The organism is Pseudoxanthomonas sp. LjRoot206 (genome assembly GCF_056175725.1).
The window spans coordinates 20,384-40,812 of sequence record NZ_JBGFFI010000004.1 but is presented as its reverse complement, the minus strand read 5'-3'; the positions used below and the strand labels follow the sequence as shown (position 1 = coordinate 40,812).

The window sequence follows — 20,429 nt, the reverse complement described above, 5'->3', positions numbered from 1 at the left end:
TCCCGTCAGCCCCCGCCTGCACGGAAGATCGGGTAGCGTTCGATGCGCCCCACGTTGGCGATCGCCTGTTGCACATCGGCGCGCATCAGCAGGTCGCGCCATCGCTGCACTACCGGCTGGAACGCCGGCAGCGGCGCCAGCTCGCGGTAGTCCTGTACCGCGGCCAGCATCTCGCCACGGGATTCGGGTGCTTCCAGCCCCGCGATCAATGCGCTGGCCGCCTCGTCCAGCCGGTCCGCCTCCACCAGCGCCCAGATCCAGAGTTCCATCCCCTGGTCGCGGTGCTCGCGTAGCAGACGCAACTCGCGACGGGCGGACGCGGCATCTTCCTGCTGAAGGGCAGCGCAGTGCCGGATCGACGCCTGCACCATGCGGCCATAGTCGCTCATGCCGTCGTCCAGATCCCCGATGGCGGCGAGCGCCTCCTCCGGTCGACCGCGCTGGCAGAGGAAATCGCCGAGGTTCAGTGCGTGGCCGACATTCGGCATGTCGTCGTCGGCCATCGAGACAGCGAGGAACAGATCGGCTTGCGCTTGGTCGATCGCGCCGAGCGCGCGTCTGGCGGTCGCACGGTTGTCCACGATCCACGCCGAGAACGACGGATCGTCGAACGCAGGCGCGTCCGGTGACGCGGTCGCACGGGCGGCCACCACATCGTCCGCGAGCGTCACCACCTCCGCATACCGGCCCAGCGTCAGCAGGGCGTAGCTCAGTTCCATGCGGACTTCCAGATTCTTCGGTCGCTCGTTGGCGAGGCGGCGCAGGTGATCCAGGCGACGCTCGGCGGCGGCGGTGACATCGAGCGCGGCGTCCCCGCGATCGAGCAGGGCATCGAAGCGGCGGTCCACACGGAACTTCACCAGCGCCTGCGGCGAGGTGGTGAGTGCCGCTGCCCGGCGGACGCCCGCCGCATTGCCGTTGGCCAGGTAATGCAGTGCGAGCTGGTACCACAGGTCGCCGACGCCCAGGCCATGACCGTCCCAGCCGGCTTCCAGCAAGGCCTCGAGCAGCGACCACCGCACAGGGTCGTCGTCCGGTGCCTGGTGCGCGACGTGCTGCACGACGCCGATGTCCAGATGGTCCAGCATGCGCGGCCAGCGACGCACCAGCGCATGCAGGTGCCGCGCGGCTGCACTGCGCTCTCCCGCATGGTCCTCGAGTTGCAGGAGGAGATAGAGATCGTCGGCGTCGTTCGGATCGGCGGCGATCGCTTTCTCGACCATGGCACGGGCGTGCGCGTGATCGTCCAGGGCTACCGCCATCCAGGCCGCGCGCGACCAGGTGGCGCGCTGCTCGCCCGCGCTCAGCGTGGCGAATTCCCGATGCGCCAGCACGTCCGCCAGTGCGCGACCCGCCTCGGCGGCATCGCCCCGGTCGGCGCGTGCCAGTGCCTCGCGCCACTGGCGCGCATAGGCGGGCGACACGCCCTGTTTGCGCTTCTCGTGCGGCGTGGGCCCCGTCTTGCCGAGGGGTGCGGCAGCGGGCGGTTGCTGGTGGTAGGCATCATGCGTGTCGACGGGCGCGACGGATTGCGCCCACAGCCCTTGCGATGCGGCCAGCAGGCAGGCCGCCCCCATCCATGCCTTCATGTTGTCCTCGCAGAGTTCCCCGCTGCATTAGACCGCAAGCCTGCGGCGTGAGGAATCCATCCCGCGGTCATCGCGCACACGCTGCATGCGACACAGGGCGGAAGCGTGACCGACGACGCGTCCACCACGACCATCGGCCCGGGCACGGCGACGGGGCTTCGCCGACAATGCCGCCGTACCCGATGCCGCAAGGAGTGCCTGTGAAGCCCATCACCGCCACGTTCGCGCTGGTCGCCGCGTTCCTGTCGCCCGCGAGCGCGATCGCGCAGGACACCTGCCCGGACCGTTCGGGCTACGCGCCGGCGCGGGAGATCGTCGCCGACCTCGGCCGCATCGTCGCGCCCGGGGGCGTGCAGGAAGACTATGCCGTCGAGATCGGCGGCATCCGCCAGTGGGTGAATGTCCGCGGCCAGGACCGCGACAACCCGATGGTGCTGTTCGTGCATGGCGGGCCGGCGTCGCCGATCATCCCCACGCTGTGGCAGTTCCAGCGCCCGCTGGAGGAATACTTCACCGTCGTGAACTACGACCAGCGCGGCTCGGGCAAGACGCTGGTGCTGAATCCGCAGGAAGCGGTCGCCGATACGCTGAAGGTACAGCGCTACGTGGACGACGCGATCGCGCTGGCCGAGCACCTGCGCAGCCGCTACCACAAGCGCAAGCTGGTGCTGATGGCGCACAGCTGGGGTACGGTGGTGGCGATGCACGCGGCGCTGCAGCGGCCAGACCTGTTCCATGCCTATGTCGGCATCGGCCAGGTGATCAACGTGCGCACCAACGAACAGGTGAGCTTCGACTACGGCCTGCGCACCGCGCGCGAGAAAGGCAACGCCGAGGCCGTGCGCGAGATGGAATCGATCGCGCCGTACCCGGGCAATACGCCGATCACCCGCGAGCGCATCATCATCGCGCGCAAGTGGCCGCAGTTCTATGGCGGGCTTACCGCGTACCGCGAAGACTCGAAATACTTCTACCAGGGGCCGCGGTTGTCGCCCGACTACGACGATGCCGCGCGCTGCGCGATCAATGCAGGCAGCGTGTTCTCGCTCGGCCGCTTGCTGGACGAATTCCTTCAGGTCGACTTCACCGGCGTCGAGCGCTTCCCGATCCCGGTGGTGATGTTCATGGGCCGGCACGACTACACCACGCCGTCCGAGCCCACCGCGGCGTGGCTGGCGCGCGTGCAGGCGCCGTACAAGCAGGCCGTCTGGTTCGAACATTCCGCCCACATGATGCCGTGGGAAGAGCCGGGCAAGACCCTGGTCAGCCTGCTGGAACACGTACGGCCGTTGGCGGTCGACGCGAAGGACTGAGCCGCCTCAGCGCACCACGGCCAGCCGGCGCGGCGGTGGTTCCTCGCGCTGGAACAGCACGCGCTCGGGGCGGTGCAGCGCATAGCCCTGGCCGTAGTCCACGCCCAGCGAACGCAGCGCGTCGCAGATCTTCGGGCTGGCCACCCATTCGGCGACCACCTTCAGGCCACGCTGGTGGCCGATCTGCGCGATGGCGCTGACGATGGTGCGGCTCATCGGGTCGGTCTCGAGGTCGCGGATGAAGCTGCCGTCGATCTTGATCAGGTCCGCTGGCAGGTTCTTCAGGTAGCCGAAGGACGACATGCCGGCGCCGAAATCGTCCAGCGCGATGCGGCAGCCGACGCGGCGCAGGCGTTCGATCACGCCGACCACCTTCAGCAGGTTGCGCACGGCGACGGTCTCGGTGATCTCGAAGCACAGCGCGTGCGGCGGCACCGCGTACTCGGTGATGCGGGCGAGGATGAAGTCGGCCAGGCCCTCGTCCTCGATGCTGGCGCCGGACAGGTTGATCGCGCAGGTACCCAGGCGCATGCCCGCGTGGTGCAGCTCGGCGAAATGGGCGAGCGCGTTGCGGATCACCCAGCGGTCGATCGCCGGCATCAGGCCGTAGCGTTCGGCAGCGGGCAGGAATGCGCCCGGCAGCACGATGCCGCCGTCCTCGTCGCGCAGCCGCAGCAGCAGTTCGATGCTGGTGGCGTTGTCGCGACCGTCGAGCGGGACGATCTCCTGGTAGTCCAACAGCAGGCGGTCCTGTTCCATCGCCCAGCGCAGGCGGTTGGCCCATTCCATCTCGCCGTGCCGGCGCGTGGTCTCGTTGTCCTCGCGGTACATGTGCACGCGGTTGCGGCCGTTCTCCTTGGCCAGGTAGCAGGCGGTATCCGCCCACGCCAGCAGGTCCTTCAGCGTCGGTTCCTGCTGGTCGACCACGACCACGCCGATGCTCGCGCTGACCGTATAGGTTCGGTCCTGCCAGACGAACATGAGCGCCTCGATGCGCTCGCGCAGCCGTTCGGCCAACGCGCGCGCGCCTTCGGCATCCACGTGGAAAGCCATCAGGCCGAATTCGTCGCCGCCCAGGCGCGCGAGCACATCGCCGCCACGCAACTGCTGGCGCATCGCCAGCGCGAGCTGGGCGAGCAGCTGGTCGCCGGCCATGTGGCCGGAGACGTCGTTGATCAGCTTGAACTGGTCCAGGTCGATGTACAGCAACGCGCAGGGGTCGCAGACCGCGCGGCCCTTGCGTTCGCTCAGCGCCTCTTCGACGCGGCGTTCGAACTCGCGCCGGTTGCACAGTTCGGTCAGTGCGTCGTGCGTGGCCTGGTAGCTGAGGCGTTCGGTCAGCTCGCGCTGCTCGGAGATGTCCGTCGCCACCATCAGCAAGTGCGCGGTGCCGTCCATGTCGACCTGCGCGATCGATGCGCTTGCCCAGAACGCGCCACCGTCCGGGCTCAGCAGGACGGCCTCCAGGTTGCCCCAGTCGTTGCCGATCGCCGCCGCGTCGCGTGCGCGCGCCTGCAGCTGCGGATCCGAGAACAGCGTGGACAGCGGCAGACCGGTGGTGTCGCCCAGGCGCAGGCGCGCGGCCTGGTTGACGTAGGCGATGCGGCCATCGCGGGCGTCGGCGAGCAGGACCAGCGCGGGCAGCAGTTCGTTGAGTGCGCGGAAACGCAGTTCGCTCTCGCGGTAGCGCTGGCTCATCTGCTGGCCCAGCGCCACCGCGCGCCGCCGCGTGGTGGTCAGCGACCACGCGAGCGCGGCCAGCAGCAGGCTGATCACGCTGCCCCCGGCCAGGATCGCCTGCAGGCGTCCGCTGTCCAGCGGCTGGGGGCGCGGCCGCATCTCGAGGCGCCACTGGCGGCCGCCGAAGTCCAGCCTGCGCACCTGTGCGGGCAGTCCCGCCGCCACGGTCGCGGCGGAGTCGTAGAACGGATGCGCATCGTCGGCGGCGTCGTACAGCCGCACGCGGAAGCCGTCCAGCACTGCGCCGGCCATCGCCGTTTCGACCAGCGGCTGCAGGCGGATGCCGATGGCCAGCGCGCCGATCTCGCGCGCGCGTCGCTGGTTCGGCGTGCCCGGCGTCGGGCCGTCCGAGTACACCGGCAGCCGCAGCGTCACGCCCAGCGGGTTCTGCCCGGTCGGCGTGGTCTGGCGCAGCGCGAACGGCGCCGAGATCACGACCGTATCGGTGTCGCGGGCGCGCAGCAGGGCGGCCAGGTTGGGCTTCTGCCGCACCATGTCGAAGCCGACCAGCGACGCGTTCGCCTGGTAGGGTGCGACGAATTCGTAGCGGTACGACACATGGTCGGCCAGCGGCTCGCCCACCGGCAGGCGGCGCGCGAAGGCCACGGAGGTGTAGGCGCCCGGCGCGAGCGGGCTGCGCAGGCTGGCGTGGTACTGGCTGAAGCGCGCCTGGTCCATCTGGTCGTTGGCCAGGAAGACGGTCTGCATGGCGCGCAGCATGGACGCAGCCTGCTCGAGCGGTACGCGCAGCTGGGATGCGCCGGCATCGGCCAGGGCGTGGCGTGATGCTTCCGCGCGCTGCTGCAGGTCGCGCCATTCGCGGTAGGCCACGATCGAGGTGCATGCCAGCCCCAGCAGCAGGACAGCGGCGGCCCACGCCAGCGGCGGCAGGCCGGCGCGGCGGGAGGCGGTTGCCGACGATGCCGTGGCATCGCCTGAAAGGGCGGGGGTGGAACTCACCTGGGCCTTGATCCTGCGTGATGGGAGGTCGATCCGACCGGAGCCGACCCGGGAGGGAAGCAGGCTTCGTGCCAGACCGGCCGCGTGACGGAACACCGGATCCACGGCCTCACCGCCGCGCCGGAGGCGTCCCGGCACCGGCCGGAGAGACCGTCAGTGTCACTATCGGCCCCTGGGTGGCGCTCTTGACGCAGGTCGCGGCGGCGGGCGCCGCGTGGACCGGGTTTATGCCAGGGGGTGGATGGGGGAGGTGGTCCTGGCGCGCCGGAGTGTCGCGGACCGGGCGCGAGGAGGGGCGTGCTCCAGCGCGTCCAGTGCCTTGGTCAGCAGCGCCAGGTCCTGCAGGAGGCCCAACTGGTCGACCAGCCTGGCGACATGCCGCACGCCGGTGATGGGGTGCCCGATACGCGGTCGCACGTGCAGCTTGCGCAACGCGCCCAGTTGCATGCGCAGCCTTCGCGACCGACGCCGCCACGCATGCAGGTCGTCGACGCTGCCCGACGCGAGCGCGGTCGCCTGGGCCCGGGCCTGCCGCCGCACCGAGCGCGCGAGCGCGTCGCCCAGGTCGCTGCCGCGGAGCCGGTGCCAGGGCAGCTGCTGCAACTGTTCGGCCAGTCGGTGCGCCTGTGCCTGCCGGCGCATGAAGGCGGGGTCATCGCGCAGCGCATCGGCGAGTCGCCGCTGCTGCCGCGCGTCCAGCAGCGGCAACAACGCCTCCCAGCTGGCGGCTTCCTCGGCATCGTCGGCATCGCTCGCCAGTTGGCGGGCGGTGTCCTGCACCACCTGCCCGTCGCGCAGCACGGAAAGGTCCTTCGCCAGTGCCCGCAGTTCGTGGTCGATCGGGTCGACCGCGTTCTTGCCCAGTGCGCGCCGGCCCAGTGCCAACAGCGAGCGCAGGCGGCGGACGCTCTTGCGCGCTTCGTGCACGCCCGTTGGATCGGCGGGCGCGATCGCCAGCGCCGATGCCAGCGTGCGTGCATCGCCGGCCGCGAGCGCGGCGGCACGTTCGCCGGTACGTGAGGATGCGGCGCGAGGGCACATGGGGGACCACCACGGCGGGAAGGCGACAGTCTACGGCCGGTCGCCGCTGCCCCAGGCATGCCGTCCCGCCTGAATGCCTGCCGCTGGTCGGATTTGCCCCGACTTGGCGGCGCCCCTACGAAAAGGTATAAATCGTTTATACGATTTCAGGATGTGCCGTGGCCAAGTCCCGCAAGACGCGCGAAGCCGGCGGTGCCGACGTGGCCGCAGATGCCGCGCCGGCCAAGCTGGTCCGCGACAGCTTCACCATGCCGGCCGACGATTTCGCTCTGGTCGGCGTACTGAAGAGCCGCGCGTTGCAGGTGCAGCGCCCGGCGAAGAAGAGCGAGTTGCTGAGGGCCGGCCTGCAGGCGCTGTCGGCGTTGTCGCCGCAGGCGCTGGCGAAGGCGCTGGATGCGCTGGCGCCGGTCAAGGCCGGTCGTCCGAAGAAGAAGTAGGCGCTGCGTCCGCGCGGCACCCGTGTTGTCGTGTCCATGCGCCGTCGGGCGCGTGGGGTTCCCTGTCCCGGATGTGTTGTCGATGAACCTTGCTGCCGTTCTCCGCCGCCGCCGCGTGGCGGTCCTGCTGTCCCTGCTGTTGCTGGCGCCGATGCTGGTGGCGTCGTCGCACGTGCGCGTGGACAGCGATGCCGGTATCGAGATGCAGGCGGGTTACCGCGTGCAGGACCTGGACTGGGTGGATCCGACGCGCGGCCGCGTGGTGCCGGTGAAGCTGTTCTGGCCGGAGGCGGCGCACACGGGCAAGGTGCCGCTGGTGGTGTTCTCGCACGGCATCGGCAGTGCGCGCGACGGCTATACCTACCTAGGTCGCTACTGGGCGAAGCACGGCATCGCCAGCCTCCATGTGCAGCACGTCGGCAGCGATCGCGCGCTGTGGCAGGGCAATCCGTTCGAGCTGGTGTCGCGCTTCCAGCATGCCGCCAGCGACGAAGAGGCCGTGGCGCGCGTGCGCGACCAGCGCTTCGCGCTCGACCGGGTGCTGGCCGGCGAGTGGGGCCAGCACGTCGATCGTGCGCGCATCGTCGCCGCCGGCCATTCCTACGGCGCCAACACCACACTGATGGCCGCCGGTGCACGGGTGGTGCGGGACGGGAAGACGATCGACCTGCACGATCCGCGTTTCAGTGCTGCCATCGTGATCTCCGCGCCGCCGTTCTACGGCGACGACGATTTCCGTCCGATCCTCGCCGGCATCACCATCCCCACGCTGCACGTCACCACCGCCGATGACATCATCCGTATCCCCGGTTTCGGCTCGGGCGTGGACGACCGGCTGAAGGTGTTCGACGCCATCGGCGGCGCGCACAAGGTGCTGGCGGTGTATCGCCACGGCACCCACAACGTGTTCACCGACCATCGCTACTTCGATTCGCGCGAGGTCAGCGAGCAGGTCAAGCAGGCGACCGAGTCCTTGTCGCTGGCCTTCATCGACACGGCCTACGGCGGCTCATCCGCGGAGCTCGCGCAGTGGCAGTCGGGCCACCGCGCGCTGCTCACCCGCTACGACGCGCGCTGACTCAGGTCGTCGACCAGACGGCGAGTTCGTAACCGTCGGGATCGGTGAACTGGAAGCGGCGTCCGCCGGGGAAGGCGAAGATCGGCTTGCTGATGCGGCCGCCGGCGTTCTCCACCTGCGCCAGGCTGTCTTCCAGCGCGCTCGAATACAGCACGACCAGCGCGCCGCCCGGCTGCGGCGCGCCATGCGCGAACCCGCCGGTCAGGCGGCCGTCGCGGAATTCGCAGTAGTCCGGGCCGTAGTCCTGGAATGTCCAGCCGAATGCGTCGCCGTAGAAGGCTTTCGAGGCGGCGATCGAGGCGACGTTGAACTCGATGTAGTCGATGCGGTGGTGCTGTTCGGCGGCGCTCATGGCAGGTGTCCGTGGAAGAGGCCGACAGTCTGCGCGAGTCCATCGGCCCTGTCTTGGCGAAATCGGACAGTCAGCGCGCGACCTGCGCCAGCAGCTGTGTCGGCGTCAGGCCGGTGAGGCGTCGCGTATCGCCGGCGAGCTGGGCGGCGTCGTAGTAGCCGGCGTCGAGCGCTGCGTCCACGACGCTGGCGGAGGCGTGCGTTGATTGCAGGAATCGCTGCAGCCGCAGGATGCGGGCCAGCAGCTTCGGTCCGTAACCGAACGCGTCGCCGCACCGGCGCAACAACGTGCGTTCGGTGAGGCCGAGATCTCGCGCGAGCTGCGCGACCGACTCGGGCTGCGAGCACGAGAGTCGCGCATGCACTGCCTGCATCGCACGGTCGCGAGGCGGCGCGTCGACCAGGATCCGCTCGGCGAACCAGGCCATCGCATCGCCCTCGCGCTCCGCCATGCGATCGACCAGCGCGCTCAGGCGCGGACTACCGAGATCGCGCAGCTCCACGCGCTGGTCGGCGAGGACATGCAGCGGCACGCCCAGCCAGTGGGCGGCCACCGCGGGCGCGAAGCGTAGCCCCTGCACCCGCTGGCCAGGGGAGATGCTGGCGTACTGCGCGCGCGTGTCGGGACCCGCGATACTCAACCGCGTGCCGTCCCACAGCAGGTCGACGCAGGCGTCCGGCAGCACCAGTGCAGGCGTCGCCTGCACGCCATGCACATAGTCCCAGCGACATAGCAGCGGCTGGCCAGGGGCAAGGTCGTGTTGTCGGTAACGGCCGCTCATGCAGGCACGACGTCAGCGCTCGGAGTGTCCGCTCTCATCGTAATCGCGGCGCTCGAAAAGATGGGGCTGGATCAGTTCGATGAAGGCGCGCGCCTGCGGCGACAGGAACTTGCCCTTGCGCACCACCACGCCGTAGCTGCGCGACGGGAACCATTGCGCCAGCGAACGCGCCGCCAGCCGGTCGCGGTCGCTGTCGGTCAGGCAGATCGAGGCGATGATCGAAATGCCCATGCCCATGCTGACGTACTGCTTGATCACCTCCCAACCGCCAACCTCCAGCGCGACGGTGTAAGGCACGCGCGCCTGCTGGAACACCAGGTCGACCAGGCGGTAGGTGATCAGCCGCTTCGGCGGCAGGATCAGGCCGTACGGCGCCAGGTCCTCCAGGCGCAGGTCGCGCTTCTTCGCCAGCGGATGCTCCGGCGGCGTGATCAGCATCGGTTCGAAGCGGTACACCGGCGCGTAGCTGAGGTCGGCCGGCACGTCGAGCACCGAGCCCACCGCCAGGTCCACCGCGTCCGAACGCAGCAGGTCGGTGCCGTCGGCGGTGGCGGCGTTGTGCAGGGTCAGCTTCACGTCCGGGTGCTGCTGGCGGAAGTGCTCCACGATCTTCGGCAGCAGGTAGAGGATGGTCGAACTGTTGGCGGCGACGTTCAGTTCGCCGGCCTCCAGCCCACTGACCTTCTCGCGGAAAGTCGCGTCCAGTCCGTCCAGGCCGGCGACCAGCGGCTGGGCCAGTTCATACAGCACCTGGCCCTCCCGGCTGGGGGTCAGCCGGCGCCCGCTGCGCTCGAACAGGGTGACCCCCAGGTCCCGTTCCAGCGCCTGCAGCTGAAGGGTGATGGCCGGTTGGCTGACGAAAAGCGCCTCCGCTGCCCGCGATACCGACCCCAGTCGCACCGTCTGGCAGAAGGCACGCAGCGGCTTCAGGCGATCGGATTTGTAAGGAAATCGCGGAGTTGGCGCTTCTTTAGAGCTCACGGTCTAGTCAAATATAAGGTGAACTTATTTAATGCATTGACAAAACTGTTTTGTCAAATAATTCGAGCCGGGAGCACTGTGCGTCTCCAGCAAGTCGCCAGGAGACCCCCATGTCCGCTCCCGCTTTCGCCCTGCCGCCGCGCGATGCACGCGCCGACCGTCCCACTCCCGGCATCGCCCTGACCGCCAGCCTGGTGGACCAGGACGCACTGCTGCCGCCGGGCGCACTGGCGCTGCTCGTCTCGCTGCATCGTGCGATCGAGCCCGAACGCCAGGCCCGGCTGCGGGCCCGCCGCGAGCGCCAGGCCTGCTTCGACGCCGGCGGCCTGCCCGACTTCCGCGACGACACCCGCGCCATCCGCGACGGCGACTGGACGGTGGCCCCGGTGCCGAACGCGCTGCAGGACCGACGCGTGGAGATCACCGGCCCGGTCGACCCGAAGATGGTCATCAACGCGCTGAACTCCGGCGCGAAGGTGTTCATGGCGGACTTCGAGGACTCGACCTCGCCGACCTGGCAGAACCTGCTGACCGGCCAGCGGGCGCTGATCGGCGCGGTGGCCGGCGACCTGAGCTTCACCTCCGACACCGGCAAGCAGTACGCGCTGAAGCCGCAGGACGAGCAGGCGGTGCTGCTGGTGCGGCCGCGCGGCTGGCACCTGGACGAGAAGCACGTGCTGATCGACGGCGCGCCGATCGCCGGCGGCCTGTTCGACGTCGCCGTGTTCGCCTGGCACAACGCCCGCGCGCTGCAGGCGAAGGACCGGGGTCCGTACTTCTACTTGCCCAAGCTGCAGAGCATGGAAGAGGCGGCGCTGTGGGAAACCGCGCTGTCGCACATCGAGGCGGCGCTGGGCCTGCCGCACGGGCAGATGAAGGTCACCGTGCTGATCGAGACGCTGCCGGCCGTGTTCGAGATGCACGAGATCCTGCACGCGCTGCGCGAGCGCATCGTCGGCCTGAACTGCGGTCGCTGGGACTACATCTTTTCCTACCTGAAGACCTTCCGTCGCCACGCCGACAAGGTGCTGCCGGAGCGTGGCCAGGTGACGATGACGCAGCCGTTCCTGAAGGCCTATTCGGAACTGCTGATCCAGACCTGCCACCGCCGCGGCGCGCATGCGATGGGCGGCATGGCCGCGCAGATCCCGATCAACAACGACGAAGCCGCGAACGAACAGGCGCTGGCCCGCGTGCGCGCCGACAAGCTGCGCGAAGTCACCGCCGGCCACGATGGCACCTGGGTCGCGCATCCGGCACTGATTCCGGTGGCGAAGGCGATCTTCGACGAGCACATGCCGCAGACCAACCAGCGCGGCGTGCTGCGCGAGGACGTGGCGGTCACGCGCGACGACCTGATCCGTCCGTCCACCGGCACCATCACGCGCGCCGGTTTCGAAGGCAACGTCGAAGTCTGCGTGCGCTACCTGGCCGCGTGGCTCGACGGCAACGGCTGCGTGCCGATCCACTGGCTGATGGAGGACGCCGCCACCGCCGAGATCTCGCGCACGCAGATCTGGCAGTGGCTGCACACGCCGGGCGTGCATCTGTGCGACGGCACGCAGATCGACTATGCGCTGCTGCAGCGCACGCTGGCCGCACTGCCCGCGAAGCTGGGCGACCACTCGCGACTGCCGGGCGGCGACCGCATCTCCGAAGCCATCGCCCTGCTCGACCACCTGAGCCGCGCCGACGAGCTGGCCGACTTCCTGACCCTGCCCGCGTACGACCGCATCGACTGACGCATCGACTGATCACCCCCACCACGACGCCCCACGACGAACGAGAGCCCGCCATGAGCACCAAGCAACAGCAGATCGACGCCATCCAGCAAGACTGGGACTGCAATCCGCGCTGGACCGGCGTGAAGCGCGACTACGCCGCCGCGGACGTGGTCCGCCTGCGCGGCAGCCTGCAGCCGGAGCACACCCTGGCCAAGCGCGGCGCGGAAAAGCTGTGGAAGCTCGTCAACGGCGAAGCGAAGAAGGGCTACGTCAACGCCTTCGGTGCGATCAGCGCCGGCCAGGCCATGCAGCAGGCCAAGGCGGGCCTGGAAGCCGTCTACCTGTCGGGCTGGCAGGTCGCCGCCGACGGCAACACCTCCGAGACCATGTATCCGGACCAGTCGCTGTACGCGTACGACTCGGTGCCGACCATGGTCCGCCGCATCAACAACACCTTCCAGCGCGCCGACGAGATCCAGTGGAAGAACCTCTGCGACGGCAAGGCCGACGAGAAGGATGCGATCGACTTCTTCCTGCCGATCGTCGCCGATGGCGAGGCCGGCTTCGGCGGCGTGCTGAACGCCTACGAGCTGATGAAGAACATGATCATCGCCGGCGCCGCCGGCGTGCACTTCGAAGACCAGCTGGCCGCGGTGAAGAAGTGCGGCCACATGGGCGGCAAGGTGCTGGTGCCCACGCAGGAAGCCGTGCAGAAGCTGCAGGCCGCGCGCCTGGCCGCCGATGTGCTGGGCGTGCCGACCATCGTGCTGGCGCGCACCGACGCCGAAGCCGCCAACCTGCTGACCTCGGATTTCGACGCCAACGACCAGCCCTTCGTCACCGGCCAGCGCACGCCGGAAGGCTTCTACCGTGTGAAGAACGGCCTGGAGCAGGCGATCAGCCGCGGCGTCGCGTATGCGCCTTACGCCGACCTGGTGTGGTGCGAGACCGGCACACCGGACATCGGCTTCGCCCGCGAGTTCGCGCAGGCCGTGCATGCCAAGCACCCGGGCAAGCTGCTGTCGTACAACTGCTCGCCCAGTTTCAACTGGAAGAAGAACCTGGACGACGCGCAGATTGCCCGCTTCCAGGACGAGCTGTCGGCGCTGGGCTACAAGTACCAGTTCATCACCCTGGCCGGCATCCACATCAACTGGTTCAACACCTTCAAGTTCGCCCACGATTACGCCCGCGGTGAAGGCATGAAGCACTACGTCGAGCAGGTGCAGGAAGCCGAGTTCGCGGCGCGCGAGAAGGGCTACACCTTCGTCTCGCACCAGCAGGAAGTGGGCGCCGGCTACTTCGATGACGTCACCACCGTCATCCAGGGCGGCAGCTCCAGCGTCACTGCGCTGAAAGGGTCGACCGAGGAAGAGCAGTTCTACGAGAAGGAAAAGGCGGCCTGACAGGCCGCATGCCGGGGGCGACGGCTCGTCGCTCCCGGCTGACCGGCGGCACTCGACACGCAGCCCGGCCGTGGGTAAGTTCCATTACATCCACGACAGCAGGGAGCAGTTGGCATGCGCGCAGGCGTCATCCTCTTCACGGCATGGATGCTCGGGGCCTCGGCCGCCGCATCCGCCAACGGCAACACCACGGCCGACCTGGGCGAGATCCACAGGGAACAGGTCTCGTACCGGCAGCAGGCGATGGACAAGGCGGGTCCGTTTAAGGACATCAGTGAGTCCGATCGCCAGGCGCTGATCCAGAAGCAGAACCAGCTGATCACCCTGATCGAAGGCAAGCGCACGCTGGACGACCTGGCGCGCGATGACCAGACCACGGCGATCAACACACTGGAATGGATCAAGGCCGCGATCACCCGCGTGGAAGACGAGCGCCTGGTCTGCGAGCGGGTGAAGCTGGTCGGCAGCAACCGTCCGACCCGCATCTGCAAGACGGTGGCCGAGCGGCGGAAAGAACGCGAAGAAGCCGAGAAGACCATGGAACAGAAGGTCATGTGTGGCGCCGGCTGCAGGAGCAACTAGGCCCCGGCGCGTCCGGCGCGCCGCGGTTCGATCATCGGATGTCCACGGAGATCGCCATGTTGATTCGATTCGTTCTCGTCCTCTCGCTGTGCCTGCCGGCCACGCTGTTGGCCAACACGCGCACGGCCGGCTCGTTGCCCGAGATCCACGCTCAGCAGACGCAGTTGAGGCAGGAGGCGCTCGCCGGCCAGGGACGCTTCAAGGATCTCAGCGTGGCGGAACGCCAGGCGCTGGCGGTCCAGCAGGACCGCTTTCTCGCGTTGACGAAAGGCCGGCAGTCGCTGGACGAACTGGCGATGGACGACAGGATGGCCGCGATCAATGCGCTGGAAGCCATCAATGCCGGAATCACCCGTGCCGAAGACGAACGTCTGGTGTGCGAGCGCATCAAGCAGGTGGGCAGCAACCGGCCCACGCGGGTCTGCCGCACCGTCGCCGAGTTGCGACAGGCGCGGCAGGCTGCGGAGAAACTGATGGAAGAGCGGCCAGCCTGCGGCCTGACCTGCCGGGAACCGGAAAAGCTGGGCCCGTAACAGGCGATGCTGTCCCGCTGCGCAGGGATCGCTCCCTGCGCATCCGGGTGCTGGTTCCTACTTCTTCACTTCCTGCGTGTGCCGCTTCAGCGCCTCGGACAGACCGAGGACGCCATCCGCGCCGGTCGGCACGCTGATGCTGGAACCCTTCAGGTCGTCCCCGATCGGCTCGGCACGACCACCGAGGCACTGGGCGAGGAAGCCTTCGGCCACGGCGTTGAATGCCTTGCTGTTCTCTGGTCGTGCGAAGCCGTGCCCCTCGTCGGGGAACAGCACGTAGGTCACCGGGATCTTCTTCGCCGTCATCGCCTTGACGATCTGGTCGCTCTCGTCCTGCTTCACGCGCGGATCGTTCGCGCCCTGGCCGATCAGCAGCGGCTTCTTGATCCGGTCGGCGCGGGTCAGCGGCGAGCGTTCGGTCAGCCACGCCTTGCCGGCGTCGGTGCGCGGATCGCCCATGCGCTTGGCGAGCTGTTCGAAGAAGCTGGCCCAATAAGGCGGCACGGTGCTGAGCAGGGTGTTGAGGTTGGACGGGCCGACGATGTCGACGCCGCAGGCGAACGCGTCCGGCGTGAACGTCAGGCCGGCCAGCGTGGCGTAGCCGCCATAACTGCCGCCCATGATCGCGACCTTGTCCTCGGTGGTGACGCCCTGCTTGACCGCCCAGTGCACGGCGTCGATCAGGTCGTCGTGCATCTTGCCGGCCCATTCGCCATTGCCGGCGTTGGTGAAGTCCTTGCCGAAGCCGGTGGAGCCGCGGAAGTTGATCGACAGCACCGCATAGCCGCGGTTGGCCAGCCACTGGTTGTAGCCGCCGTAACCGTAGGAGTCGCGCGCCCAGGGACCGCCATGCACCAGCAGCACCAGCGGCACCGGCGCATCGGCCTTGCCGTCGTTGTCGGCATCGGCGCTGCGCGGCAGGGTCAGGTAGCTGACCAGCGTCTTGCTGTCGCGCGAGGCGATCTCCACCGGCCACTGCGGCACCAGCGGCTTGCCTTCGAGCTTCGGCCGCGCGGAGAACAGCCTGGTCAGCGTGCCGGCGGGACGGTCGTAGCGGTAGTAGACCAGCGGTGCTTCGGCCGCCGAGTACGCGACGATCCAGGTCTTGTCGTCGAGCGTGCGCGTGTTGACCGATACATCGCCCGGCCCGATGGCTTCGAGCTTCTCGAGGTCGGCGCGGATCGACGGATCGACCACCTTCCACTCGTCGCGCAGGTAGTCCACGGACACGGCCTGCACCTTGCCCGTCTTCGGATCGGCCAGCGTACCGCCGACGTCGGCGCGGGCATCTTCCAGCACCAGTGTGCGCTTGCCGCTGTCCACATCCACGGCGAACAGGGCCGCGGTGTTGCGGCCGCGCGAATCGGTGAAGTACAGCGTCCTGCCGTCCAGCGTCAGGCCGCCGGGACTGGTCGTCAGCCCATCCTCGAACGGGATGTCCTCGACCTTCTCCCAGCCACCCTTGGCGTCGCGCTTCAGCACGTCGGCACCGCCATCGGGGCGCGAGCGCGTGGCGTAGCGCAGCCGGTAGTCGGCATCGGCGATGTAGCCGCCGATCTCGGATTCGTTCTTCTCGAGCAGCGTGCGTTGCCCGCTCGTCAGGTCGACCTTGTAGACGTCATGCCACTTGGTATCGCGGTCGTTCATGCCGACCAGGATCGTGCCGGGCTGCGTCGGGCTCAGCCCGGCGACCTGCGCGGTCGTCTTCGCGAACGGCGTCAGGTCTTTGGCCTGGCCGCTCTTCAGGTCCGCTGCATAGAGGTGGAAATCCTCGTCGCCACCGCTGTCGCGCAGGTACAGCAGGGTGTCGGGCTGGTAGGACCAGAAATAGCTGCGGATGCCGCGTGCCTTGTCCTGGGTGACGGCCTTGGCCTGCGCCGGGTTGTCCGCCGGAGCGACCCAGACGTTGAGCACGCCATCGACCGCCGCGACCCAGCTCAGGTACTTGCCGTCGGGGCTGATCTGCACGTTGGCGCGCTCGGGATTGCCGAACAGCGCGTCGCGCGCGATCAGTTCGGTGCCGGCGATGCGGTCCGCGGCGGACGGAGCAGCCTGCGCGGCCAGTGCGACAGCGACGGTCGAAGCCAGCAGGGTGAGTCGAAGTGCGGTATGGCGCATGGGTGGACTCCTCGGGAAATGGGGCGACGGCAGACAGGACGCCTGCCGACGGTCAATGTGACCCGAGTAGACCACACCGCGCCGCCGGCCGCGGTGGCCGGACGTCATGCCGCGCTGCCGCGATCCATCCCCCGGTAGCCAAGGGCTTCGGTCAGGTGCGGTGTCGCAATGGCATCGCTGCCGGCCAAGTCCGCGATGGTGCGTGCCACGCGCAGGATGCGATGCAGGCTGCGTGCGGACAGTTGCAGGCGTTCGACCGCACGCTCGAGCAAGGCCTGGTCGCGCGCCGACAGCCGGCAATGCGCCATCGTCTCGGCCTGGCCCATGCGCGCGTTGGGGCGGCCGCATCGGAGTTGTTGTCGCGTCCTCGCCGCCACGACGCGTGCCTGCACCGCCGCCGTGCATTCGCCATCCGGGGCATCCGGTCGCAGCTCATGCGGGGGCAGGCGCGGCACGTGCACATGCAGATCGATGCGGTCCAGCAGCGGTCCGGACAGCCGGCTGCGATAACGACGCACCAGGTCGGGGCCGCACCGGCAGCGCCCACTCGCATCACCGGCCCAGCCGCAGGGGCAGGGGTTCATCGCGGCGACCAGTTGGAAGCGCGCGGGAAACTCGGCGGTCCGCGCGGCGCGCGAGACGGTGACCGTGCCGGATTCCAACGGCTCGCGCAGGACCTCCAGTGCGGCGCGGCTCCATTCGGGAAGTTCATCCATGAACAGCACGCCGTTGTGGGCGAGCGAGATCTCGCCAGGCCGCGGCTGTGCGCCACCGCCGACCAGTGCAACGGCGCTGGCGGTGTGGTGCGGTGCCCGATAGGGACGCTGTCGCCAGCGTGCGGGATCGAGGCCGCGGCCGCTGACCGAGGCGATCGCGGCGCTCTCCATCGCTTCGGCATCGCTCGCGTCCGGCAACAGGCCGGGAAGTCGAGAGGCCAGCAGCGTCTTGCCGCAACCGGGAGAGCCGACCAGCAACAGATGATGGCCGCCCGCGGCCGCGACCTCCAGGGCGCGACGCGCGTGAGCCTGTCCGCGCACGTCGGCCATGTCGGGGATCGAGGAGGGCAGCGGTGGCGGCGCGATCGCCGACGGCAGGACCTTACGGCCTTCCAGCAGGGCGCAGACTTCCAGCAGCGTGCGTCCGGTGAAGGCCTGGCCCCGCTGCGCCAGTGCGGCCTCCGCGCCGCTCGGTTCCGGCACGACGAGGGTCCGGCCACTGGCGGCGACCGCCAGCGCTGCCGGCAGCACGCCGTCCACCGCGCGGAGTTCGCCGGTGAGGCTCAGTTCGCCTAGGAACTCATATTCCGCCAATGTCTCGCGACGGATCTGTCCGCTGGCCGCGAGGATGCCGAGCGCGATCGGGAGGTCGAAGCGCCCGCCGTCCTTGGGCAGGTCGGCAGGCGCCAGGTTGACGGTGATGCGGCGTGTCGGGAACTCGAACTGCGCGCACAGGATCGCGGCGCGCACGCGGTCGCGCGACTCGCGTACCGCGGCTTCGGGCAGGCCGACGATCTGCGTGGACGGCAGCCCGCCGGACAGGTGCACCTCCACCCGGACCGGGGGCGCGGACACGCCCGCCCGTGCCCGGCTGTTCACCAGGGCCAGACTCATGGCGGCGGTGTCAGGACTGGGCGGGCTTGTCGGCCAGCTGGGCTTCCAGCGTGGCGACGGTGCGCTCGAGCGTTTCGAGCTTCTCGCGCGTGCGCAGCAGCACGGCCTGTTGCACGTCGAACTCCTCGCGCGTCACCAGGTCCAGCTTCGCCAGCCCTGCCTGCAGCGCGGACGTGAAGGTCTGCTGGAGTTCTTCCTGCGAGTCCTTCAGGCCGGGCGGCACCAGCTGGCTGAGGCGGCGGGCGAGGTCGTCGATGTGGTTGAGGTCGATCATGTCTGGTCTCCGGCAGTGCATCGAGCTTGCGAGCCGGGCATGGAGACTCGCCATCGGCATTCGCTGCGCAGCGCTGTCGGGAAAATCCGGCGGCGAGGTGGCCATTGAACCGCGTACGGCCCGAGGCCGCAACCGCGTGCCGGCGTGGCGCGCTATCCTGCGTCCAGCATCCAAGGGAGCACTCCGCATGAAAATGGTCATGGCGATCATCAAGCCCTTCAAGCTGGACGACGTGCGTGAAGCGCTGGCGGAAACCGGCATCGCCGGCATCACCGTCACCGAAGTGAAGGGTTTCGGCCGGCAGAAAGGCCACACCGAGCTCTATCGCGGCGCCGAGTACGTGGTGGATTTCCTGCCCAAGGTGAAGCTGGAAGTCGCGGTGACCGACGATCAGGTCGAGCAGGTCGTCGAAGCCATCGTGAAGGCGGCAGGCACCGGCAAGATCGGCGACGGCAAGGTGTTCGTCTACGACCTGGAACGCGTGGTGCGCATCCGTACCGGCGAACTCGACGCCGACGCGCTGTGATGCCCCGTGACTGATCCCGCATTCGACGCGCGCCTGCAACAGGCGCTGGCGTTCATCGAGTCGAAAGGCGTCCGCCGCAGTACGGCAGCGCCGCCGCTGTATCGCTTGTTCTGGCGGATGGGGTTGAACGTGCCGCCGCCGCTGATGGCGGGCTTCTGGGCGATTGCCCTGTTGATGGGCGGCTTCTTCGGCCTGTTCTGGGGGCTCCTGATGTGGCTGTTGATGTGGGGCCGTAACAGCATGCCGTTGGCCTTTGCTGCGGCGCTCGCACTGGTGGCGGGCGTGCTGTTCGGCCTGCTGATGGCCGCGGTGCTGCGCTCGCAGGCGCGGAACAAGCAGATCCCGGCGTGGAAGGATTTCGTGCCGTAGCGGCCGGTCCCGATCCATAGGTCAGAAGCAGGAAGGCCCCGCGAGAGCGGGGCCTTCCTGTTTGCATCATACGGTGCGCCTTACTCGCCCAGCGCCTTCGCCACGAACGGCGGCGCCACCAGCACCCCCGTATGCAGGTGCGCGGTGTAGTACAGCGTGTCGAACGGCTTGGCCTGCGCGTCTTCCTGGCGGAACGCGAAGTCGGCACCGGCCGCCTTGCTGGCGATGGTCACGCTCCACCAGCCGGTCGGGTAGCACGGCTGCGGGAACGGCAGCGTCTTGAACGACTGGAAGCCGGCCTTGCCCATCTCGGCACGCATGTCCTTGATCAGGTCCAGCAGCGCGAGCGGCGATTCCGACTGCTGCACCAGCAGGCCGTCCGGCTTCAGCGCGCGGTAGCAGCTCTCGAAGAATGCCTTGTTGAACAGGCCCTCCGCCGGGCCAACCGGATCGGTCGAGTCGACGATGACCACGTCGACGCTACCGGGTTCGCAGTTGGCCATGTAGGCCACGCCGTCGTCGAACAGCAGCTCGGCGCGCGGATCGTGGTTGGATTCGCACAGCTCGGGGAAATACTTCTCTGCCATGCGCGTGACCTGCTCGTCGATGTCGCACTGCGTGGCCTTCTCCACGCCCGGGTGCTTCAGCACCTCGCGCAGCGTGCCGCAGTCGCCGCCGCCGATGATCACCACGCGCTTCGGTGCGGCATGGGTGAACAGCACCGGATGGCTGATCATCTCGTGGTAGAAGAAGTTGTCGCGCGTGGTCAGCATCATGGCGCCGTCGATCACCATCAGCTTGCCCCAGTCGGTGCTGTCGTAGATCTCGATCTTCTGGAACGGCGACTGCACCTCGTCCAGCTTGCCGGTGGTGCGGAAGCCGATGGCCGAGCCGGTGTGCGAGAAGTGTTCGATGAACCAGGTGTCGTTGGCGGTCATGGGTGATGTCCTGCGTGTGGAAGGCGAAAGCTGTTTCCTTCTCCCGTCGGGAGAAGGTGGCGCGCAGCGCCGGATGA

Annotated in this window: 19 protein-coding genes; 9 read left to right on the top strand and 10 right to left on the bottom strand. The window is 68.7% G+C overall.

Features of this window, described 5'->3' with window-relative positions; genetic code table 11:
• Nucleotides 1-5: 5 nt before the first annotated feature.
• On the bottom strand, nt 6-1,589 hold the full coding sequence (locus AC04MD_RS13220; protein ID WP_475497746.1) for a hypothetical protein: 1,584 nt from the start codon (nt 1,587-1,589) through the stop codon (nt 6-8).
• A gap of 200 nt (nt 1,590-1,789) precedes the next feature.
• Between AC04MD_RS13220 and AC04MD_RS13215 the strand changes: the two genes are divergently transcribed.
• The gene (locus AC04MD_RS13215; protein ID WP_475497745.1) at nt 1,790-2,902 is read left to right on the top strand and encodes an alpha/beta fold hydrolase; all 1,113 of its coding nucleotides are present in this window, start codon (nt 1,790-1,792) and stop codon (nt 2,900-2,902) included.
• 6 nt (nt 2,903-2,908) lie between these two features.
• Here the strand turns inward: AC04MD_RS13215 and AC04MD_RS13210 are convergent, their stop codons facing one another.
• Together AC04MD_RS13210 and AC04MD_RS13205 are read right to left on the bottom strand one after the other, a co-directional pair.
• Nucleotides 2,909-5,602 carry a bifunctional diguanylate cyclase/phosphodiesterase gene (locus tag AC04MD_RS13210; protein WP_475497744.1) on the bottom strand — a complete coding sequence of 898 codons (2,694 nt, stop codon included), beginning with the start codon at nt 5,600-5,602 and terminating at the stop codon, nt 2,909-2,911.
• Nucleotides 5,603-5,827: 225 nt separating this feature from the next.
• Nucleotides 5,828-6,643, bottom strand: coding sequence for a CHAD domain-containing protein (locus AC04MD_RS13205; RefSeq protein ID WP_475497743.1), 816 nt, complete (start codon nt 6,641-6,643; stop codon nt 5,828-5,830).
• Nucleotides 6,644-6,801: 158 nt separating this feature from the next.
• On the opposite strand from AC04MD_RS13205, the gene AC04MD_RS13200 reads away from it, so the two are divergent.
• Complete coding sequence (locus AC04MD_RS13200) at nt 6,802-7,080, top strand: hypothetical protein (protein WP_475497742.1); 279 nt, start codon at nt 6,802-6,804, stop codon at nt 7,078-7,080.
• Between the two features lie 82 nt (nt 7,081-7,162).
• Nucleotides 7,163-8,158, top strand: a complete 996-nt coding sequence (locus AC04MD_RS13195) for an alpha/beta hydrolase family protein (protein WP_475497741.1) — start codon at nt 7,163-7,165, stop codon at nt 8,156-8,158.
• Between the two features lies 1 nt (nt 8,159).
• On the opposite strand, the gene AC04MD_RS13190 is transcribed toward AC04MD_RS13195, so the two are convergent.
• From AC04MD_RS13190 to AC04MD_RS13180, 3 genes are all read right to left on the bottom strand, one after another.
• Entirely contained in the window at nt 8,160-8,510 is a 351-nt protein-coding gene (locus tag AC04MD_RS13190) for a VOC family protein (protein WP_475497740.1), read from the bottom strand.
• A 70-nt stretch (nt 8,511-8,580) separates the two neighbouring features.
• The gene (locus tag AC04MD_RS13185) at nt 8,581-9,291 is read right to left on the bottom strand and encodes an AraC family transcriptional regulator (RefSeq protein WP_475497739.1); all 711 of its coding nucleotides are present in this window, start codon (nt 9,289-9,291) and stop codon (nt 8,581-8,583) included.
• A 12-nt stretch (nt 9,292-9,303) separates the two neighbouring features.
• Nucleotides 9,304-10,272 carry a LysR family transcriptional regulator gene (locus tag AC04MD_RS13180; protein WP_475497738.1) on the bottom strand — a complete coding sequence of 323 codons (969 nt, stop codon included), beginning with the start codon at nt 10,270-10,272 and terminating at the stop codon, nt 9,304-9,306.
• 110 nt (nt 10,273-10,382) lie between these two features.
• On the opposite strand from AC04MD_RS13180, the gene aceB reads away from it, so the two are divergent.
• From aceB to AC04MD_RS13160, 4 genes are all read left to right on the top strand, one after another.
• Nucleotides 10,383-12,014: a malate synthase A gene (gene aceB, locus AC04MD_RS13175; RefSeq protein WP_475497737.1), complete on the top strand. Its 1,632-nt coding sequence runs from the start codon at nt 10,383-10,385 to the stop codon at nt 12,012-12,014.
• 53 nt (nt 12,015-12,067) lie between these two features.
• Nucleotides 12,068-13,402: an isocitrate lyase gene (aceA, locus tag AC04MD_RS13170; protein ID WP_475497736.1), complete on the top strand. Its 1,335-nt coding sequence runs from the start codon at nt 12,068-12,070 to the stop codon at nt 13,400-13,402.
• A gap of 114 nt (nt 13,403-13,516) precedes the next feature.
• A complete protein-coding gene (locus AC04MD_RS13165; RefSeq protein WP_475497735.1) occupies nt 13,517-13,984 on the top strand; it encodes a hypothetical protein in 468 nt (155 codons plus the stop codon).
• 56 nt (nt 13,985-14,040) lie between these two features.
• Nucleotides 14,041-14,517: a hypothetical protein gene (locus tag AC04MD_RS13160; protein WP_475497734.1), complete on the top strand. Its 477-nt coding sequence runs from the start codon at nt 14,041-14,043 to the stop codon at nt 14,515-14,517.
• A gap of 57 nt (nt 14,518-14,574) precedes the next feature.
• On the opposite strand, the gene AC04MD_RS13155 is transcribed toward AC04MD_RS13160, so the two are convergent.
• From AC04MD_RS13155 to ubiK, 3 genes are all read right to left on the bottom strand, one after another.
• On the bottom strand, nt 14,575-16,635 hold the full coding sequence (locus AC04MD_RS13155) for a S9 family peptidase (protein WP_475497733.1): 2,061 nt from the start codon (nt 16,633-16,635) through the stop codon (nt 14,575-14,577).
• A gap of 104 nt (nt 16,636-16,739) precedes the next feature.
• Nucleotides 16,740-18,245, bottom strand: coding sequence for a YifB family Mg chelatase-like AAA ATPase (locus AC04MD_RS13150; RefSeq protein WP_475497732.1), 1,506 nt, complete (start codon nt 18,243-18,245; stop codon nt 16,740-16,742).
• 10 nt (nt 18,246-18,255) lie between these two features.
• Nucleotides 18,256-18,519, bottom strand: coding sequence for a ubiquinone biosynthesis accessory factor UbiK (ubiK, locus tag AC04MD_RS13145; RefSeq protein ID WP_475497731.1), 264 nt, complete (start codon nt 18,517-18,519; stop codon nt 18,256-18,258).
• A gap of 187 nt (nt 18,520-18,706) precedes the next feature.
• Here ubiK and AC04MD_RS13140 point away from each other — a divergent pair, with 187 nt between their 5' ends.
• A complete protein-coding gene (locus AC04MD_RS13140) occupies nt 18,707-19,045 on the top strand; it encodes a P-II family nitrogen regulator (RefSeq protein ID WP_475497730.1) in 339 nt (112 codons plus the stop codon).
• Nucleotides 19,046-19,051: 6 nt separating this feature from the next.
• The gene (locus tag AC04MD_RS13135; RefSeq protein WP_475497729.1) at nt 19,052-19,414 is read left to right on the top strand and encodes a DUF6404 family protein; all 363 of its coding nucleotides are present in this window, start codon (nt 19,052-19,054) and stop codon (nt 19,412-19,414) included.
• 80 nt (nt 19,415-19,494) lie between these two features.
• Here AC04MD_RS13135 and speE read toward each other — a convergent pair whose 3' ends face one another.
• Nucleotides 19,495-20,352, bottom strand: coding sequence for a polyamine aminopropyltransferase (gene speE / locus AC04MD_RS13130; protein ID WP_475497728.1), 858 nt, complete (start codon nt 20,350-20,352; stop codon nt 19,495-19,497).
• Between the last annotated feature and the right edge of the window lie 77 nt (nt 20,353-20,429).

What these genes read in the sequence shown, in the direction of transcription:
- AC04MD_RS13220 (WP_475497746.1), bottom strand. Translation starts at nt 1,589, where the DNA reads ATGAAGGCATGGATGGGGGCGGCCTGCCTGCTGGCCGCATCGCAAGGG.
- AC04MD_RS13205 (WP_475497743.1), bottom strand. Translation starts at nt 6,643, where the DNA reads ATGTGCCCTCGCGCCGCATCCTCACGTACCGGCGAACGTGCCGCCGCG.
- AC04MD_RS13195 (WP_475497741.1), top strand. Translation starts at nt 7,163, where the DNA reads ATGAACCTTGCTGCCGTTCTCCGCCGCCGCCGCGTGGCGGTCCTGCTG.
- AC04MD_RS13190 (WP_475497740.1), bottom strand. Translation starts at nt 8,510, where the DNA reads ATGAGCGCCGCCGAACAGCACCACCGCATCGACTACATCGAGTTCAAC.
- AC04MD_RS13185 (WP_475497739.1), bottom strand. Translation starts at nt 9,291, where the DNA reads ATGAGCGGCCGTTACCGACAACACGACCTTGCCCCTGGCCAGCCGCTG.
- aceB (WP_475497737.1), top strand. Translation starts at nt 10,383, where the DNA reads ATGTCCGCTCCCGCTTTCGCCCTGCCGCCGCGCGATGCACGCGCCGAC.
- aceA (WP_475497736.1), top strand. Translation starts at nt 12,068, where the DNA reads ATGAGCACCAAGCAACAGCAGATCGACGCCATCCAGCAAGACTGGGAC.
- AC04MD_RS13165 (WP_475497735.1), top strand. Translation starts at nt 13,517, where the DNA reads ATGCGCGCAGGCGTCATCCTCTTCACGGCATGGATGCTCGGGGCCTCG.
- AC04MD_RS13160 (WP_475497734.1), top strand. Translation starts at nt 14,041, where the DNA reads ATGTTGATTCGATTCGTTCTCGTCCTCTCGCTGTGCCTGCCGGCCACG.
- AC04MD_RS13155 (WP_475497733.1), bottom strand. Translation starts at nt 16,635, where the DNA reads ATGCGCCATACCGCACTTCGACTCACCCTGCTGGCTTCGACCGTCGCT.
- AC04MD_RS13150 (WP_475497732.1), bottom strand. Translation starts at nt 18,245, where the DNA reads ATGAGTCTGGCCCTGGTGAACAGCCGGGCACGGGCGGGCGTGTCCGCG.
- ubiK (WP_475497731.1), bottom strand. Translation starts at nt 18,519, where the DNA reads ATGATCGACCTCAACCACATCGACGACCTCGCCCGCCGCCTCAGCCAG.
- AC04MD_RS13140 (WP_475497730.1), top strand. Translation starts at nt 18,707, where the DNA reads ATGAAAATGGTCATGGCGATCATCAAGCCCTTCAAGCTGGACGACGTG.
- speE (WP_475497728.1), bottom strand. Translation starts at nt 20,352, where the DNA reads ATGACCGCCAACGACACCTGGTTCATCGAACACTTCTCGCACACCGGC.